Origin of the sequence: Photobacterium kasasachensis, from assembly GCF_050336885.1 — a bacterium.
GTDB lineage: Bacteria > Pseudomonadota > Gammaproteobacteria > Enterobacterales > Vibrionaceae > Photobacterium > Photobacterium kasasachensis.
On record NZ_JAKJSH010000006.1, the window covers coordinates 91,763 to 107,689 of the forward strand.

Below are 15,927 nucleotides of genomic sequence, written 5' to 3' on the forward strand. Positions count from 1 at the left end.
CATGGTTAGTATGAACTGAGTCACTGCAGGAGTGCGGGTTGCTTGCTAGTCTGAATAGGTGACCTGCAATTTTTCATCTGGTTACAACGCGTTAATACATGATGTATTTACAGAGGGGACGGCTAATGAATATTCAGTTGACAATAACCATTGCGGGTCAGGATCACCCTCAATTAATTAATCAACTTGCGGCTAAAACCCATGAGCTGGGAGGTAAGTGGTTGGTGAGTAAAATCAACCGCTTGGATAACCAGATAGTTGGTCTTATCAAGGTCGACATTCCTGCAGAAACAGCAGCAATGCTCAAAGAGGCATTTAATCGCCTGACTGATCTGAATGTACGTATTATTGAAGCGCCTCAGGCTGCGCCAAAGGGTAGTGTTGAGTCGTTGAAACTAAAAGTAGAGTCCAGTGATCGGCCAGGGATCGTCAATGACATTACCAATATCCTGGATGATATAGGGATCGAGATCGTCAAAATTGAAAACTACCGGATCGGTGTCGCGGATCTTGGTCAGGCCCTGTTTATTGCCGAGTTGATGGTAGAGGTACCAAGCGAGGTTAATGTCGACCAGTTGCTTGAGGCCGTTCAGCAAGTTGAAGAAGATATGCGGGTCAGTGTGGTTGAGTGAGGAGCCCTATAGCGCCTGTTTCACATCCAAGCCTAATTATGTTTAGCCCTATAACAGCTTGATAAAGAAAGGCTCACCTATGGTGAGCCTTTTGCTTTGCGCGATGTCACCCCCGAAGGGCGTTAGGCCGAGGCGAGGCTTGGCTCCGTCGTTATGCGTTGGCGTGCTGGTGGTTGAATGCGATACAGCAGTGCATACAGAACCGGTACCACAATCAGGGTGAGGATAGTGGCAAAGCCGAGACCGAACATGATGGTGATTGCCATCGAGCCGAAAAACGCATCGGTAACCAGCGGGATCAATCCCAGAATTGTGGTGAAGGCCGCCATACTCACCGGCCTTACCCGGCTAATGGCACTATCGACAACAGCCTGGTAAGGCGCCTTGCCTGATGACATCTCTAGATTGATCTGATCCATCAGTACAATACCGTTTTTCAGTACCATACCACTCAGGCTCAGTAGCCCTAGCAAGGCCGTGAAGCTAAATGGCATATTGGTGCTTAGCAGGCCAACGGTGACACCAACGATAGACAGCGGCACGGTAAACCAGATCACCAATGGCTTTTTCACCGAGTTAAAGAGAAATACGGTGATAATGAACATGAACAGGTAGCCCATCGGCAGAGAGCTGAACAGCGCTTCCTGGGCATCGGCCGAGGCCTCATATTCACCGCCCCAATCGAGCGAATAACCAGGTGGCAGAGCAATCGCCTCGATTTGCGGACGAACCCGAGCAAAGACCGTCGCAGCGGTTTCGTCACCCAGAATGTTATGGTCTGCCAGTACAGTCAGGGTGCGTTTTCTGTCCTTACGCTGGATCAGCGGATCGCCCCAGTCCAGCGAGATAGTATTCACGACTTGCTGAATCGGCACATAGCTTTGCAGTGTCGGGCTCCACAGCTTAAGGTTTTGCGACGTTTCGTAGTTGACGCGCTCATCCTCCGGCAGGCGGATCACAATTGGCAGCAACTGGGTGCCATCACGGAACAAGCCGATTTGGTTGCCGCCGAAGGCCATCTGCAGGGTATTGGCCAGATCGGTTTTTGAAATTCCCAATCGACGGGCCTGAGACTCGTTAAACTGTGGTACCAGTTCCTTGGTACGCTCACGCCAGTCATGACGGATATTACGTGTTCCCGGGTCGGCATGAAAAATATCCTCAATTTGGGCTGCGTACTTGCGCAGGACAGCCGGATCGGCACCAATCAGGCGGGCTTCTATTTTCGAGGACGGAGTGGGACCGATTTCCATCATCCGGAACTGGAACATAACCCGGTTAAACTGGGTTCGCAGCTCACTGTCGAGCTGTTTCATTAACGGAAGTTGTTGCTCACGATCGCGAATTCGAACCTGTAGCTGAGCAAAGGCTTCATAGCTTTTCTCCGGACTGTAAGTCAGGCTGAATCGTTGCAGGCCCTGACCTGTTGTAGAAGAGACAAACTCCACCTCCGGTATGGTCTGAATATATGCCTCTACTTTTTGTACTTGCTGGTAGGTGGTATGAATGTCAGTGCCTTCCGGCATCCACATATCGACATAGAATATCGGAGTATTGGCTGGCGGGAAGAAGGCGTTTTTTACATAGCCAAAGCCAAATACCGAGCCGACAAGTAGGCTTATCATTAAGGCGATAGTCAGCATGCGGAAGCGTAGGCAAAGTTCCAGCAAACTATTGAACAGGGTAAATATAATGCCCTGATAGGCGTCAATTTCCTCGTCCTTGTTTTTCTTGCTGTTATCCTTGTCATAGCCTGCCTTCGCCGCTTGATTTTCCTTAAGCAGTAGGTCAGCTAGAAACGGTGTTAGTGTGATGGCAGTGATCCAGCTCAGGAACAGGGAGAAACACAGTACCCAGAACAATGATCCCATGAACTCACCCGTGGCATCCGGCGACAGGCCGATCGGGGCAAATGCCGTAATAGCGATCACTGTTGCACCGAGTAGCGGCCAGCGCGTCTGCTGGACTATATCAACAGCGGCCTGTAGCTTGGTACGTCCCCGCTTAAGTCCGACAAGGATCCCTTCGACGACCACAATGGCGTTATCAACCAGCATACCCAGTGCGATAATCAAGGCACCCAGAGAGATCCGCTGGAGCTCGATGCCGGTCAGCTTCATCAGGATGAAGGTTCCGAAAACAGTCAATAGCAGTACCAGGCCAATGATGATCCCGCTACGCAGCCCCATGGTAAAGAGCAGAACAACAATAACGATACCAACGGCCTGTGCGAGGCTGATGATAAAGCCGTTAACCGACTCGTCGACTTCCTTGGCCTGGTTATAAAGGGTATGAATTTCGATACCGGCAGGTTTGATGTTTTCCAGTTCCTGCAGGCGCTGATCAAGCTGCTTGCCGACTTCAACGACGTTGACACCGCTTGAGAAGGAGATCCCCAGGTTGATTGCGGGCTTGCTGTTAAAGTTGATGAGGTTCGATGGTTTTTCGACGATATCCCGCTTGATGGTTGCAACATCCTTCAGGCGGATCAGGTTACCGGTATCACGACCATGAATGATCAGGTTCTCGTAAGTTTCCACTGAGTTGAGAGAGCCGGAAGGACGGATATTCAGTGACTCGCCATTGAGGGTAATATCGCCGGCACTGATCACCTCGTTCTGCTGGTTAAGCAGGCCGATCACGGTATTGAGATCCAAGTTCAGGGCAGCCAGACGTTTCATCGACAGCTCGACAAACAATTGTTCCTGCTGATCGCCGGCAATGCTGACTTTACCGACACCCTCGACCAGTTCCAGTTCGCGGGAGAGGTAATCGATATAGCGCTTGAGCTCGACATAGGAGTAATCATCGCCAGTGATCATCAGCATAATGCCAAATACATCACCAAAGTCGTCCATAACTTGAACTGGCGGTACGCCTGGTGGCAGTGAAGGCTGGAGATCATTGACCTTTCGGCGTAGCTCATCCCAGATCTGCGGCAGGATATCCGGGCCATAGTCCATTTTCATACTGACCATGATCTGGGACATCCCGGCCGAGGAGGTCGAGGTGATGGTATCGACATATGGAAGTTGTCGAATCGCTTTTTCTAGCGGATACGTCAGCTCTTCTTCCACTTCCATGGAGGTTGCTCCCGGGTAGGTCGCAATTACCATGGCATCCTTGATAGTGAAGGCAGGATCTTCAAGCCTTCCCAGGCCGTTAAAGGAAACGACGCCGCCGATCGTGAGGATCAGCAGGAACATCCAGCTGATCACCTTGTTGCGGATGGAGTCTTCAGCAATGTTCACAGATTTTGCTCCTGTTGTACGGTAGTGACGGGCTGACCGTCTCTCAGCTGGGCCTGTCCGGAGGTAATAATTTGATCGCCGAGGTTAACGCCTTGGGCTATTAGCACGCCTGATGTGTGTATTTGGCTAATCTCAACCTGTGACTGATAAGCCTTGCCCTGTTTGACTTTCCAAATGACAAAGCTACCTGGTTTTGCTGCTGGCACCACGGCAGTCATCGGAACCCGGTAACCATCGGCACTGCTCAATCCGGCCTGATTAAGGTCAACCTTAACCGTGACGGCGGTACCGGGCAGGGTAGGGGGCTGGGTCTGCGGCATGCTCAGCCAGGCGTCAAAGCTCATTCCCTGAGATGTTGGCTCGGAGGTGTGCTCCAGGTAGTCCATCGCATAAGGCTTTTTATTGCCGGCAAAGTAAGCGGTGGGCTGATAGTTTCCGCCTTGGTTCTGAGGATTGAAACGGGCCAGCAGGCTGTCCGGGACCTGGAATTTCACATACAGCTTGTCGATTTGGTAAAGCTCGACAACGGTTTCGCCCGGAGCGACGCTTTCGAAGGCTTCTTTTGCTGTATGGCTAACCTGACCAGCAAAAGGGGCATGCAGTTTGGAGTCATTGAGCTGTTTTTTTACCTGCTGGTGGTTCGCTTTGGCCTTTTTGTAGTTTGCCTGTAGTTCGTCGAATTCGGCCTGAGAGATCAGCTTCTTGCCCAGCAAACGTTGTGCCCGGGTCAATTGGCGATAGGAAAGATCATGCTGGGCGATGGCATCTTCCAGCCGCTGGATCAGTTTACGGTTGTCGAGACGGGCCAGTACCTGTCCCTGCTTGACTTGCTGCCCGGGCTTGACCATTAGCTCGGTAATTTCACCTTCGACCGGGAAGGATAACGGGGTAAGTTCCGCCGCCACAACCTGACCATTGAATTCGCGGGTGTTAATCGACACCGGCTCTTCAAGCGTGATAGTTGATATAACCAGAGGAACGCGTTGCATTTCATCCTGCTTGCCCTGGCAGCCAGCCATAACCAAAGCTGAAAGGCACAGGGCTGTTAATTTTGAGTATGTCTTTTTCATTAGATCCCCCCTTCTTTTTCCCAGCCGCGGATTTGCTGGTTGTGCTGGAGCATTTTGGCACCGGCTGTAACGATACGATCGCCAGCGTTTACTCCGCCAATAACATACCCTTGGGCATCCAGTTCGACAGTAATTGCTTCTAGTTGGTTGGTATCAGGCTGAATACGCCAGACCTGGGCTGGCATAGTGAACTCGTTAATATCATCAGTGGCAGAGGGTTTGGTAATGAAAGCCCCTTCCGGCAACAAGATAGCAGCAGGTGCAGCGCTGTCTTGGTTGATGTGAGCAACGCCTGACATGCCCGGTAAAATATTTAGTGTTGCTGGACGGTTGACGGTTAGTGTCACGCTGTAGCTGTTGGTATCTGGATCGGGCTGGGTAGCAATCTCTTTGAAACTAGCCGGTAGCGTTAGGTCTGGAAAGTTGTCCAGTTTAACGCTCAGTATGCTCTCGTTGAGGCGCTGCGCTTTGAGTTGCTCGGCAATAGGAACCGGAATATTAAACTGCACGTCAAACTGTTGGTTGCTCAACAGGTTCAGCACTGGTTGGTTAGCTACAGCAAACTGGTGTGGTTTGGAATGGGTTAACGAGACAATACCGTCAAACGGTGCCTGCAGCTTTGTGTGTGACAAGTCGGTTTTTGCCTGTTCAAGGCTCGTTTTGGCGGCCTTATAGGCAGCATAGGTTTGGTCGTATTGCGCCTGGCTAATCAAACGGTTGGCTATAAGCTGCTCGGCACGGGCAAGCTTGGCTTGTTGCAGTTCAAACTCTGCCTGATTGCTGGTGACGGCAAGCTGATAATTTTCCTTGTCCATGGTTGCCAGAACATCGCCTGCCTTGATGGTTTGCCCCATCTTCACGTTAACCGCATCTATCTTGCCGCTGATTTGAAAGGCAAGTTTTGCATGCTCGGTAGCGTTTACCTGAGCGACAAAGCGGTATTCATTGCCTTTCTCTGCGGCAGGTACCTCCATCACTCTGACCGGTACAACCGTTTCTTGAATGACATCTGACTGGGCGGGTTTACAACCCTGCAGTATGAGTATTGCACTGAAGAATGCAGCTATCATACTGATTTTTAAGGTTATAAAGCGTTTGCTTTTCATCCTGAACTCCAAAGAGTGGGTGATATTTAATTTGCTATCCATTTGTGCAGTATATTTGTCGAACAAGGTGATTTCAAGTATGCTGCACATGTGTGCAGTATAATTAGGTGGGTTTATCAGGATCTTTTTGGTAAAACGACCCAGTTAATGATTTTGGAGTAGCTGGAATATGACGGAGAAACGAGTTGGTCGACAGACCGCCAAGGCCGCAGAAGAAACACGCAAACAGATATTGTGTGCAGCCACCGAGCTGTTTTGCAGTCAGGGATTCAAGGCTGTATCGCTAAGGGCTATTAGCGAGAAAGCAGGCGTTTCCCACAGTCTTATTCGTCACCATTTCGGCAGTAAGCTTAAGATCTGGAAGCAGGTCAATGATGAAATGGAGAACTATTTTCGTCAGTACATTTCAGATTTGCTGCATACGCAAGATCCTCAACTTAAAAGTAACTATCGGTTATTTAATGTATTGACGACTTTGCTGGCGAGATTGCTGGTCGATCCCCGTCCGATGCAGATACTGGCTGATGCCATGAAGCAAGAGCAGGAGCTGGTTGTTTATTTTCTTGATGAAAGTTATGAGATGGCTGAGCTGTTTGAATGCCTGCTAAATGAGTGCCATAAGGAAGGATATATCCAGGATTATCAGGTCAATGAATTGAAATGGCTGACGGCAAGCTATGCTCACTCGGCCACCTCATTGGCACCACTGATGCGCGGTACTTACCCTGAGGTTGAGTCTGAATCCGCCTGTTTGCTGAAGCACTGGCACCTTTATGCCAGAATGCTTGCCGCTCAGTTGGAAATACCAGCGGACGATATTCCTCAACCGGCACAGCTTGAAGACTTGCTCCAGGCCGTGCCGTGGGAGTGTAAATAAACGATTTATTTATATAAATCAGTAGCGCTGGCTGCCGTCTGACAGGTGGCGCATAATGCTCATTACCCACATGTACTGTTCTGGCTGTTTTCTGATCATCTCTTCCAGTACTTTGTTCATGTAGCAGGCATCCTCGTATTCATTTCCGGACGGGAAATCAGTGAGTGGTGCCTGGATATTGATCTCATAGCGGCCGGTTTCCATGTTAAAGGAAGGGAATACTGGCAGAACTGCTGCATTAGCCAGTTTAGCTAGCTTGCCGACACCCTTGACTGTGGCCTTTTCGTTTCCAAAAAATGGAGCAAAGACACTTTGCTGCGCACCGTGATCTTCATCCGGCAGGTAATAAGCCAGATATCCTTCCTTGATGGACTTTAGGTACGGTTTGATGCCCTGGCTGCGGGTGTAGATGCGACCGCCAAACTGCATACGCTGCAAGTTCATCAACCAGTCGGCGATTGGGTTTTTCTGCGGACGGATCATCGCGACCATCGGCATTTCTTTGGCGGCAAAATAGAGTGCCGTAAAATCAATGGCCCAGTTGTGTGGTACCAGCATAATAATATTTTTATTCTGCTGTTGCAGTTCGTGAAGGTAATGTTCCCCCTTCACATCATGGCTGTTGATAACGAAGTTGCGGCCTTTGAGAAATGGCTGGGCAAACCCCAGCAAGACTGTCCCGGCAGTCGCGTATGAGCGCTCAAGCAGCGCCAGTTGCTGTTGCTCGGTCATTTCAGGAAAGCATAACTGGATATTGATAAGTGCCCGTCGCTTAGCGCTGTTGTTCTTGGAGACAAAGTACTTGGCAAGACGGGTTGCCATAGCGACTCGTAAACGGTGCGGAAGCAGGGACAGCAACAGAGCAAAAGGTAGCCCCAGCCAGGTTAGCCAGTGCCTGGGATGGAGAAACGAAGAATTAAAAACAGGGTTGTACTCGCTGTACATTTTGTTGCTCATGCTGATAAATCCAAAGGTGCCTTGTTGTTTTTTAGGTCTTGAACGGGGAGCAATTTGTCAAGATTGAGTTCGGAATTGTAAGTCTTATCGTGCCGGAATCAAGTATTACGCTTGGCAATCGCTGTTTCTTTGCGAAATGAAGCCGCTCGAGCGGCATAGTGCTTTTAAATAATACATTAGCCCCTGTCACAATGTTGCAGCTTTGATGTCAGTCAGCTAGTGTCTCGGTATGTTGATGGCGGTATATACAGGCTCATAAATGAAAACTCTCTTTGCGCATCGTGGTATGTCTTCTCTGGCCCCTGAAAATACCCTTGCTGCTTTTGCGTTGTGTGGCCAGCACGGAATTCGATGGATCGAATGTGATGTTGATATCCTGGCTGACGGGACTGTTGTTGTCTCCCATGACGATACCCTGGATCGCTGTACCGACCAAAGCGGTAGCCTGGCTGAACTTACCAAGGCGGATTTGAGCGATATTGATGCTGGAAGCTGGTTTCATGATGATTTTATCGGTGAGTCGATCCCGACCTTTGAACAGCTGATAACCCTGGTTAACCAGCATGAGCTGAATATCAATGTTGAGATCAAGTCATGTTCGGCTGGCTGGGCGATGACCGATAAGCTGATTGCTAATGTGATCACAGCGTTGGCGCAGTTGGATAGCGGACGTGAGTTGATAGTTTCCAGCTTTAACCATCTTGCTTTGGCAGAGTTTAAGCGCCGTCGACCGCAGACTTCGGTTGCCTGTTTGTTTGAAGCCGCAAGTCTTGGTGATGACTGGGAGTCTGTGATGCAGGCGTGCGGGGCGGATTATATTCATCCGGAAGATCAGAACCTGACTCAGGCGATGGTAGCCCGGTTTAAGTCTGCGGGTTACAAGATTAATGTGTATACCGTGAACGATTTGGCTCGTGCCAACCAGCTATTTAACTGGGGCGTCGATGGCGTATTTACTGATATCGCCCACCGTTTTCCGTCAAAGTATAAGCTGCGCGGGAAATGAGACATTCCCGCGCGGGTTAGGATTTAAAACTCCTGGTTTATCTTGACCAGATATTTCAATAGGTTGCTTCGCTCATTTTCATCAAGGCCTGCTGTGATATCTTGTGTTAACGCGAGGTGCAGGTCGTCATGCTCGTGATACATGGCAGCTCCTTTCTCCGTTAGCTCCACAAGAATAGATCGTCGATCCGATTCATGCGGTCGGCGTTGGAGCAGTTCACTTTTGACCATTTTATCAACTTGAACAGTTAGGGTGCCGGTGGTGACACCGATCTTGTCTGCCAGCTCTTTCATGCGCATGGCGCCATGGACCCCGAGAATTTCCACGATGTGAACCTGAGGTAGGGTAAAGCCCTTGTCGCGAACGACAGACTGCTCCCAGGACGAGAGTTTTTCGTAGAATTCAATAATTGTATGGTTTAACTGTTCAATCTCTTTCATTAAATATCCGTGGTCAGTGCAAGTCCTGACACCTGTTTACTTCAATGGTCAGGTGGTTGAGTTTATCGAAATTTGCCAGTAATTGCTTGTAATCCTGTGCCGGTTTCGGTGTGTGGGTAACCAATGAGATCATCGCGGCATAATGATTGGCGCTGACTTTCCAGATATGAATATCACTGACTTTGTTATCAGCATCAGCTTCCAGAGTGTCGATAATTTGCTGCTGGTATGTCTCATCGATATTACTGTCGAGCAAGATAGGGCTGGTTTGTTTCATAAGCCCCCACGCCCAGCGGGTAATGATCACGGCACCGACAATTCCCATGATGGCATCAAGCCAGTGCAGGCCGTAATACTTGCCAAATAGCAGAGCGACAATGGCCAGTACCGAGGTGAGTGCATCGGCAAGTACGTGAAAGTAGGCGGCTTTGAGGTTGTGATCGTGATGATGGTGATCATGGCTGTGACTGTGGTTATGGTCGTGGCTATGACTATGACTATGACTATGACTATGACCGTGATCATGATGATGGTGGTGATCATCTTTGAGCAGAAACGCACTGGCGATATTGACGCTAAGGCCAATAACGGCCACCAATATAGCCTCGTTGAACTGAATGGTTTCAGGTGAGAACAACCGCTGGACAGATTCAACCATCATCAGCAATGCAACCAACCCCAGGGCTATTGCACTGGTAAAACCGCCCAGTACACTGACTTTCCCGGTTCCGAACGAAAAGTCCCGGTTATCTGAATGTTTGCGTGCATAGCGGTAGGCAAAGATGGTGATCATAAAAGCGGCAGCATGTGTGCCCATATGCCAGCCGTCGGCGAGTAGTGCCATTGAACCATACAAGCTGCCAGCTGTAATTTCAGCCACCATAGTAAAAATGGTCAGCCACAACACCCATAGGGTACGTTTCTCTCCTTTGGGGTTAATAGATACAAAGTTATGCGAATGTTGCCATTGGCTCAGAGTTTGGGAATGCACAATGCTGCCTCGTGTGAAATTGTTTGATGCTATTATAGTTTGGTTTTCAAACTATATTTTCATCATATAGTTTGAAGATCAAGGTAAATTGTTGTCTTGATGCAAATTTAGGTCGTTTCGAAAGTATGGTGTTGTTGGAGATGTAGTAGCTGGCCGCTGCAATTGTCACGGTGTCGGGTAGTGCGCAAAGAGAAAGAGTGGGAGTAGAACAAGGGAGCAATGGTTGCTGCTCCCTTTTTTCAATTTTTCTTTTTAGATAGTAGGACTTGTATATCCGGCTTTTAGCGTAGGATCGTATTCATTTTCATACCAGCTTCGGCATGGCCAGGAATATTGCAGGAAAACTCAACAAAGTTCTGCCCCATGAAATGCCAGCCGAGTTCTGCGGTTTCACCGGCCTGCAAGGTGACTGTCGTGCCGTCCGAATGCTGCATATCCGGCATGGAGCGCATCATTGCCCGGTGCTTGTCTTGCTCGTCAATGCTACCAATTGAGAATTCATGAGGAATTTGGCCGGTATTCGTGACCACGAAGCGCACGATATCGCCTTGTTTAATATTGAGTGCAGGCGAAAACTGCATTTTCATGTCATCGCTAAGGCTTACCTTGACTGTTTGTGTTGCTTGCTCGACAGGAGCGGGCATACCAACGGCGGAGGCCATCTTTCCGTGGTGCTCCATGTTGTCGTGGTGCATGTTGCTGTGGTCCATCTGACTGTGATCCATCCCCTCATGCTGCCCAGCGGCAAAGCTTGTCGCAGCGGCAAACAGTAACCCTATTGGTAGTAGTTGATAGTTCTTCATTTATCGTTCCTTTCAATTATTCTTCTTCACAAAAGTACGTTTATTGTTTTAGCTGGTGGCTGGCTTCTTTCCAGAGCTTGAACACCGCGGGCAGGACAACCAAGGTCAGCAGCAGGGCAGACGCCATACCGCCAATCATCGGGGCGGCAATACGCTGCATGACTTCAGAACCGGTACCCGAGCCGTACATAATCGGGATCAGGCCGATGATCACTGTTGCTACCGTCATCATGACGGGGCGAACACGCAGCCCGGCACCTTCCTTGATCGCTTCAGTGAGATCGGCCTTGGTCAGGGGGGTCTGCTGATGCTCGCGCTCAAGCTGTCTGAATGTCCACGCCTGGTTGAGGTACACCAGCATGATCACTCCGATCTCTACCGCAACCCCGGCCAAGGCAATGAAACCGACACCGACGGCAATCGAGAAGTTATAGCCGAGTATTTCCATTAGCCAGAGGCCGCCAACCATAGCAAGGGGCAAGGTGCCCATGATCATCAGTACTTCTCCGGCGCGTCGGAAGCTCATGTAGAGCAGCATCATGATGATGGCGATAGTGGCAGGCACAACGGCGCTCAATCTGGCCTTTGCGCGCTCCATATATTCATACTGACCGGACCAGGTGAGTGAATAGCCTGCGGGCAAGTTCAACTCCTGAGCGACTTTTTGCTGGGCATCCTGGACATAGGAGCCGAGATCCCGGCCGTCAATATCGATGAATACCCAACCGTTAGGACGGGCATTTTCGGTTTTGATCATCGGCGGGCCGTCTTCAAAACGGACATCAGCAACATCGGCTAGCGCAATACGTGCCCCGTTCGGTGTGACCAGCGGCAGGTTTTGCAGTTTGACCAGCGAGTCGCGGTAGCTTTGCGGGTAGCGAACATTAATCGGATAACGCTCCAGGCTTTCAACCGACTCACCAACGTTCATTCCCCCGATGGCGGTACTGATCACCTGTTGGATGTCTTTGATGCTCAAGCCATAGCGTGCCGCTTCACGGCGTTTAATATCCATGGTGATATAACGTCCGCCGGCAACACGTTCGGCGTAGACAGAGGCCGTGCCTTCCACGCTTTCCAACACCGTTTCGAGCTGGGTGCCTATGGCTTCTATCTGCTTAAGCTCAGGACCGGCAATCTTGACGCCGATGGGGGTCTTTATCCCTGTCGCCAGCATATCGATGCGGGTTTTGATTGGCATTACCCAGGCGTTGGTCAGGCCTGGGAACTGGATGAGTTGGTCCAGTTCCCGGCGAAGGCTGTCATTTGTCACTCCTGCTCGCCACTCATCCTTCGGTTTAAACTGAATGATGGTTTCGATCATGGTCAGCGGAGCGGGATCGGTAGCAGTATTGGCCCGGCCAATTTTTCCCCAGACCGTTTTTACTTCCGGGATGGTTTTGATCAGCTTGTCGGTTTGTTGCAGCAGTTCACGGGCCTTACCGATGGAAATGCCCGGATAGGTCGTTGGCATATACATCAGATCGCCTTCGTCCAGGGGCGGAATGAACTCGCTGCCCATTTTTTGTATCGGATAGTAGGCAGAGGCCATTAACGCGATAGCCATGACGATAATGGTTTTCGGGAACCGCATACTGAGGTTAAGCAACGGACGATACAAGCCTATCACAGCCCGGTTTACCGGGTTTTTATGTTCAGGTAGTACCTTGCCACGGATAAAGTAACCCATGAGTACAGGTACCAGAGTGATAGCCAGACCTGCTGACGCTGCCATGGCATACGTTTTGGTGAAGGCCAATGGCGAGAACATCTTGCCTTCCTGACCTTCAAGGGCAAAGACAGGTACAAAGCTCAAGGTGATAATGATTAACGAGAAGAACAACGGGGTACCGACTTCTTCTGCTGCCTTTCCGATCACCTGCCAGCGGTTTTTATCCGTCAGTGGGGTACGTTCGAGATGCTTGTGAACGTTTTCGATCATCACGATAGCACCGTCGACCATGGCACCGATGGCGATGGCAATTCCACCGAGCGACATGATATTGGCGTTGATGCCCTGCCAGTGCATTACGATAAAGGCACTAAGAATACCTATCGGCAGGCTGATCATGACTACCAGTGACGAACGAAAGTGGAACAGGAAGAGGGCACAGACCAGTGCAACCACGATAAATTCTTCCAGCAGCTTTTCGTACAGGTTGTCTACGGCACGGTCAATCAGGCTCGAGCGATCATAGGTCGGCACAATTTCTACGCCTTCTGGCAGGCTACGCTGGAGCTCCGCCAGTTTAGCTTTGACGTTCTCGATGACTTCCCTGGCGTTTTCGCCAAATCGCATCACGATCACGCCGCCAACCGCTTCACCTTTGCCGTTCAGCTCAGAGATCCCGCGGCGCATTTGCGGACCGAGGTTAATATCGGCGATATCACCCAGTAGCAGCGGTGTCCCCTTGGCGGTGACTTTGAGCGGCAGATTTTTCAGGTCTTTGATATCGGAGACATAGCCTGTTGCCCGAACCATATGCTCGGCCTCGGCCACTTCGACAACCGATGCGCCGGCTTCCTGGTTTCCAGCCTGAATCGCCATGTTGATTTGCTGCAAGGTCAGGTCATAGGCGCGCAGTTTGGCAGGGTCAATTTGTACCTGATACTGCTTGACCATACCGCCGACGGTGGCGATCTCCGAGACCCCATCAACGGTTTGCAGTTCGTACTTCAGGAACCAGTCCTGCAGGCTGGTTAGCTCACTGAGATCGTGCTGCCCTGTAGTGTCGGTAAGGACATAGCTAAAGATCCAGCCCACACCGGTTGCATCTGGCCCCAGAGTCGGTTTGGCACTTGGGGGCAGGTTCGGTGCAACCTGGCTGAGGTATTCCAACACCCGCGAGCGAGCCCAGTACATGTCTGTTTCATCATTGAAAATGATGTAGACATAGGAGTCGCCGAAGAAGGAATAGCCCCGGACCGTTTCAGCTCCCGGTACTGCCAGCATGGCCGTCGTCAGAGGGTAGGTGACCTGATCTTCTACGACCTGGGGAGCCTGTCCCGGATAGCTGGTTTTGATAATAACCTGGACATCAGACAAGTCAGGAATGGCATCAATAGGCGTTTTTTTGACACTATACAGGCCAGCGGCGACCAGAAAGACAGTGGCTATTAGGACCAGAAAGCGGTTTGCAATCGACCAGCGGATTATCGCTCCAATCATTGTGCACCTGCCTTAGTGCCAAGTTCCATTTTGCTATGATCCATTTCGCCGTGGTTCATTTGGCTGTGGTCCATGGTGCTATGATCTGCGTTGCCTCCGTTCATAGCACCGTGGTCCATTTGGCTGTGGTCCATAGTGTTATGATCAACGTTATTGTTGGACTGGGCAGGAATAACCCGGCTGACGACAAATTGGCCATCACTGCTTTTCTCAAGGATGAAGTCTACCGACTGGCCATTTTTTAATTGGCCCAGGTTGCTGCTATCGCCGACAGTGAAGTCCATTGTCATCGCAGGCCAGCTCCACTGCTCGATAGGAGCATGCTCTATGGTCAGCATTTTGTGATTCGCCATGACATTGCGGATCACACCAGTAGCGTTGACTGTTTTCTGGTTGGTTTCTATTGGTTGAGTGCCTGCAATCCGGCTTAGATCGGCGCTCTGGCTCGATTCGGAATCCAGCATGAAGTGTGCGGAAGTAACAACGCTGTCTTGGGCTGTCAGTCCCTTAAGCACTTCGACCATACCACCTGCGACACGGCCGGTTTCTATCCGGGCAGAGCGGTATTTACCCTCCCCGAGAGCCAGTACAACGCGGGTCATATTGCCTGTGCGGATCACGGCTTGATCCGGTACCGCAATAACAGTGTCGTTGCTACGAGGTACCATGGTCAGGCTCGCAAACATATTGGGCTTGAGTTCGCCATCTGGGTTGGGAAATTTGAGTCGAACCCGCAGGGTACGGGTTTGAGGATCCAGGATGGGATAGACATAGTCTACTTCCCCCTGCCATTGCTTGCCCGGCAAGGCATCAATGTGCATGTCGGCATAGGTACCGGACTTGATCCAATGGGCCTGACGCTCGAAGATTTCCGCATCGACCCAGACATTATCGAGTGAGCCGCCGCTGATTACGGTTTGCTGGGGTGACAGATAGGCACCGTTTCGAACACTCAGAGTAGCTATCACACCATTGGCCGGGGCTTTGATTGCAATGTTTCTTTTGGCTTTTCCACGGCGCAAGACTTCATTGATCTGGTTGTTATCGACACCGAGCGAAGCGAGGCGCTCTTTGGCCCCTTTGACCAGAACGGCTTTGCCAATCCGTTTGGCATTGAGCAACTCTTCCTGGGCGCGAACCAGATCCGGGGAGTAGACCTCAAACAGGACATCGCCTTTATTTACCTTCTCGCCAATGGCATCCACATTGAGCTTTTGGATCCAGCCGCTGATCCGGCTGTTGATCTGCCATAGTTGGCTTTCGTCGAAGGAAACATAACCGACTGTATCAATCTTTGGTTCGAGGTTTTGTACGCTAACTTGTGTCGTTTTGACGCCAAGGCTGTTTTCCACGGCCGGAGAGATGGATACTGTGCCGGCTTGCTCCTTGTTTCCTCCAGCCAGATCTTCTTCATACACCGGGATCAAATCCATCCCCATTGGTGATTTTCCGGGCTTGTCCCGTTTGTAGTTGGGATCCATAGGTGCAACCCAATACAGGGGCTCGTTGCTGCTGGTACTGGTGGCCGCTTGCTCTCCAACCGAATGTGTTTCGGTAGCGATGTAGTAGCCCAGGGCGCTGCCGACTGCGAGTGCCAGTACGGCAATAGTGAGTGATTGTTTCAT

At 50.6% G+C, this 15,927-nt stretch carries 12 protein-coding genes; 3 read left to right on the plus strand and 9 right to left on the minus strand.

Translation table 11 applies throughout. From position 1 onward, the window contains the following. The first annotated feature begins 125 nt into the window (after positions 1–125). Complete coding sequence (locus tag L4D19_RS08155) at positions 126–632, plus strand: glycine cleavage system transcriptional repressor (RefSeq protein ID WP_075768245.1); 507 nt, start codon at positions 126–128, stop codon at positions 630–632. A gap of 122 nt (positions 633–754) precedes the next feature. Here the strand turns inward: L4D19_RS08155 and L4D19_RS08160 are convergent, their stop codons facing one another. Genes L4D19_RS08160 through L4D19_RS08170 form a run of 3 tightly spaced genes read right to left on the minus strand, consistent with a single transcriptional unit; the run spans position 755 to position 6,059 of the window. Next, the gene (locus tag L4D19_RS08160) at positions 755–3,883 is read right to left on the minus strand and encodes an efflux RND transporter permease subunit (protein ID WP_428452059.1); all 3,129 of its coding nucleotides are present in this window, start codon (positions 3,881–3,883) and stop codon (positions 755–757) included. After that, positions 3,880–4,953, minus strand: a complete 1,074-nt coding sequence (locus tag L4D19_RS08165) for an efflux RND transporter periplasmic adaptor subunit (protein ID WP_428452060.1) — start codon at positions 4,951–4,953, stop codon at positions 3,880–3,882. Before L4D19_RS08165 ends, L4D19_RS08160 begins: the two co-directional genes overlap by 4 nt. Continuing rightward, positions 4,953–6,059 carry an efflux RND transporter periplasmic adaptor subunit gene (locus L4D19_RS08170; RefSeq protein ID WP_428452061.1) on the minus strand — a complete coding sequence of 369 codons (1,107 nt, stop codon included), beginning with the start codon at positions 6,057–6,059 and terminating at the stop codon, positions 4,953–4,955. The genes L4D19_RS08165 and L4D19_RS08170 overlap by 1 nt, the downstream gene beginning before the upstream one ends. A 169-nt stretch (positions 6,060–6,228) precedes the next feature. Here L4D19_RS08170 and L4D19_RS08175 point away from each other — a divergent pair, with 169 nt between their 5' ends. Beyond that, positions 6,229–6,936, plus strand: a complete 708-nt coding sequence (locus L4D19_RS08175; RefSeq protein WP_428452062.1) for a TetR/AcrR family transcriptional regulator — start codon at positions 6,229–6,231, stop codon at positions 6,934–6,936. Between the two features lie 18 nt (positions 6,937–6,954). Here the strand turns inward: L4D19_RS08175 and lpxM are convergent, their stop codons facing one another. Further along, on the minus strand, positions 6,955–7,893 hold the full coding sequence (lpxM, locus tag L4D19_RS08180; RefSeq protein ID WP_428452063.1) for a lauroyl-Kdo(2)-lipid IV(A) myristoyltransferase: 939 nt from the start codon (positions 7,891–7,893) through the stop codon (positions 6,955–6,957). Positions 7,894–8,152: 259 nt separating this feature from the next. Here lpxM and L4D19_RS08185 point away from each other — a divergent pair, with 259 nt between their 5' ends. Next, the gene (locus L4D19_RS08185) at positions 8,153–8,899 is read left to right on the plus strand and encodes a glycerophosphoryl diester phosphodiesterase (protein ID WP_428452064.1); all 747 of its coding nucleotides are present in this window, start codon (positions 8,153–8,155) and stop codon (positions 8,897–8,899) included. Positions 8,900–8,922: 23 nt separating this feature from the next. On the opposite strand, the gene L4D19_RS08190 is transcribed toward L4D19_RS08185, so the two are convergent. From L4D19_RS08190 to L4D19_RS08210, 5 genes are all read right to left on the minus strand, one after another. Beyond that, positions 8,923–9,339, minus strand: coding sequence for a MarR family winged helix-turn-helix transcriptional regulator (locus L4D19_RS08190; RefSeq protein ID WP_428452065.1), 417 nt, complete (start codon positions 9,337–9,339; stop codon positions 8,923–8,925). A 13-nt stretch (positions 9,340–9,352) separates the two neighbouring features. Next, entirely contained in the window at positions 9,353–10,330 is a 978-nt protein-coding gene (gene dmeF / locus L4D19_RS08195; protein WP_428452066.1) for a CDF family Co(II)/Ni(II) efflux transporter DmeF, read from the minus strand. Between the two features lie 281 nt (positions 10,331–10,611). Further along, positions 10,612–11,133 (minus strand): cupredoxin family protein, encoded by a 522-nt coding sequence (locus L4D19_RS08200; RefSeq protein WP_075768254.1) that lies wholly within the window; start codon positions 11,131–11,133, stop codon positions 10,612–10,614. A 40-nt stretch (positions 11,134–11,173) separates the two neighbouring features. Then, positions 11,174–14,302 carry an efflux RND transporter permease subunit gene (locus L4D19_RS08205; protein ID WP_428452067.1) on the minus strand — a complete coding sequence of 1,043 codons (3,129 nt, stop codon included), beginning with the start codon at positions 14,300–14,302 and terminating at the stop codon, positions 11,174–11,176. Continuing rightward, positions 14,299–15,927 (minus strand): efflux RND transporter periplasmic adaptor subunit, encoded by a 1,629-nt coding sequence (locus L4D19_RS08210; protein ID WP_428452068.1) that lies wholly within the window; start codon positions 15,925–15,927, stop codon positions 14,299–14,301. The genes L4D19_RS08205 and L4D19_RS08210 overlap by 4 nt, the downstream gene beginning before the upstream one ends.

Coding starts and splice junctions, on each gene's coding strand:
- L4D19_RS08155 (WP_075768245.1), top strand. CDS start 126: ATGAATATTCAGTTGACAATAACCATTGCGGGTCAGGATCACCCTCAA.
- L4D19_RS08165 (WP_428452060.1), bottom strand. CDS start 4,953: ATGAAAAAGACATACTCAAAATTAACAGCCCTGTGCCTTTCAGCTTTG.
- L4D19_RS08170 (WP_428452061.1), bottom strand. CDS start 6,059: ATGAAAAGCAAACGCTTTATAACCTTAAAAATCAGTATGATAGCTGCA.
- L4D19_RS08175 (WP_428452062.1), top strand. CDS start 6,229: ATGACGGAGAAACGAGTTGGTCGACAGACCGCCAAGGCCGCAGAAGAA.
- lpxM (WP_428452063.1), bottom strand. CDS start 7,893: ATGAGCAACAAAATGTACAGCGAGTACAACCCTGTTTTTAATTCTTCG.
- L4D19_RS08185 (WP_428452064.1), top strand. CDS start 8,153: ATGAAAACTCTCTTTGCGCATCGTGGTATGTCTTCTCTGGCCCCTGAA.
- L4D19_RS08190 (WP_428452065.1), bottom strand. CDS start 9,339: ATGAAAGAGATTGAACAGTTAAACCATACAATTATTGAATTCTACGAA.
- L4D19_RS08200 (WP_075768254.1), bottom strand. CDS start 11,133: ATGAAGAACTATCAACTACTACCAATAGGGTTACTGTTTGCCGCTGCG.
- L4D19_RS08205 (WP_428452067.1), bottom strand. CDS start 14,302: ATGATTGGAGCGATAATCCGCTGGTCGATTGCAAACCGCTTTCTGGTC.
- L4D19_RS08210 (WP_428452068.1), bottom strand. CDS start 15,927: ATGAAACAATCACTCACTATTGCCGTACTGGCACTCGCAGTCGGCAGC.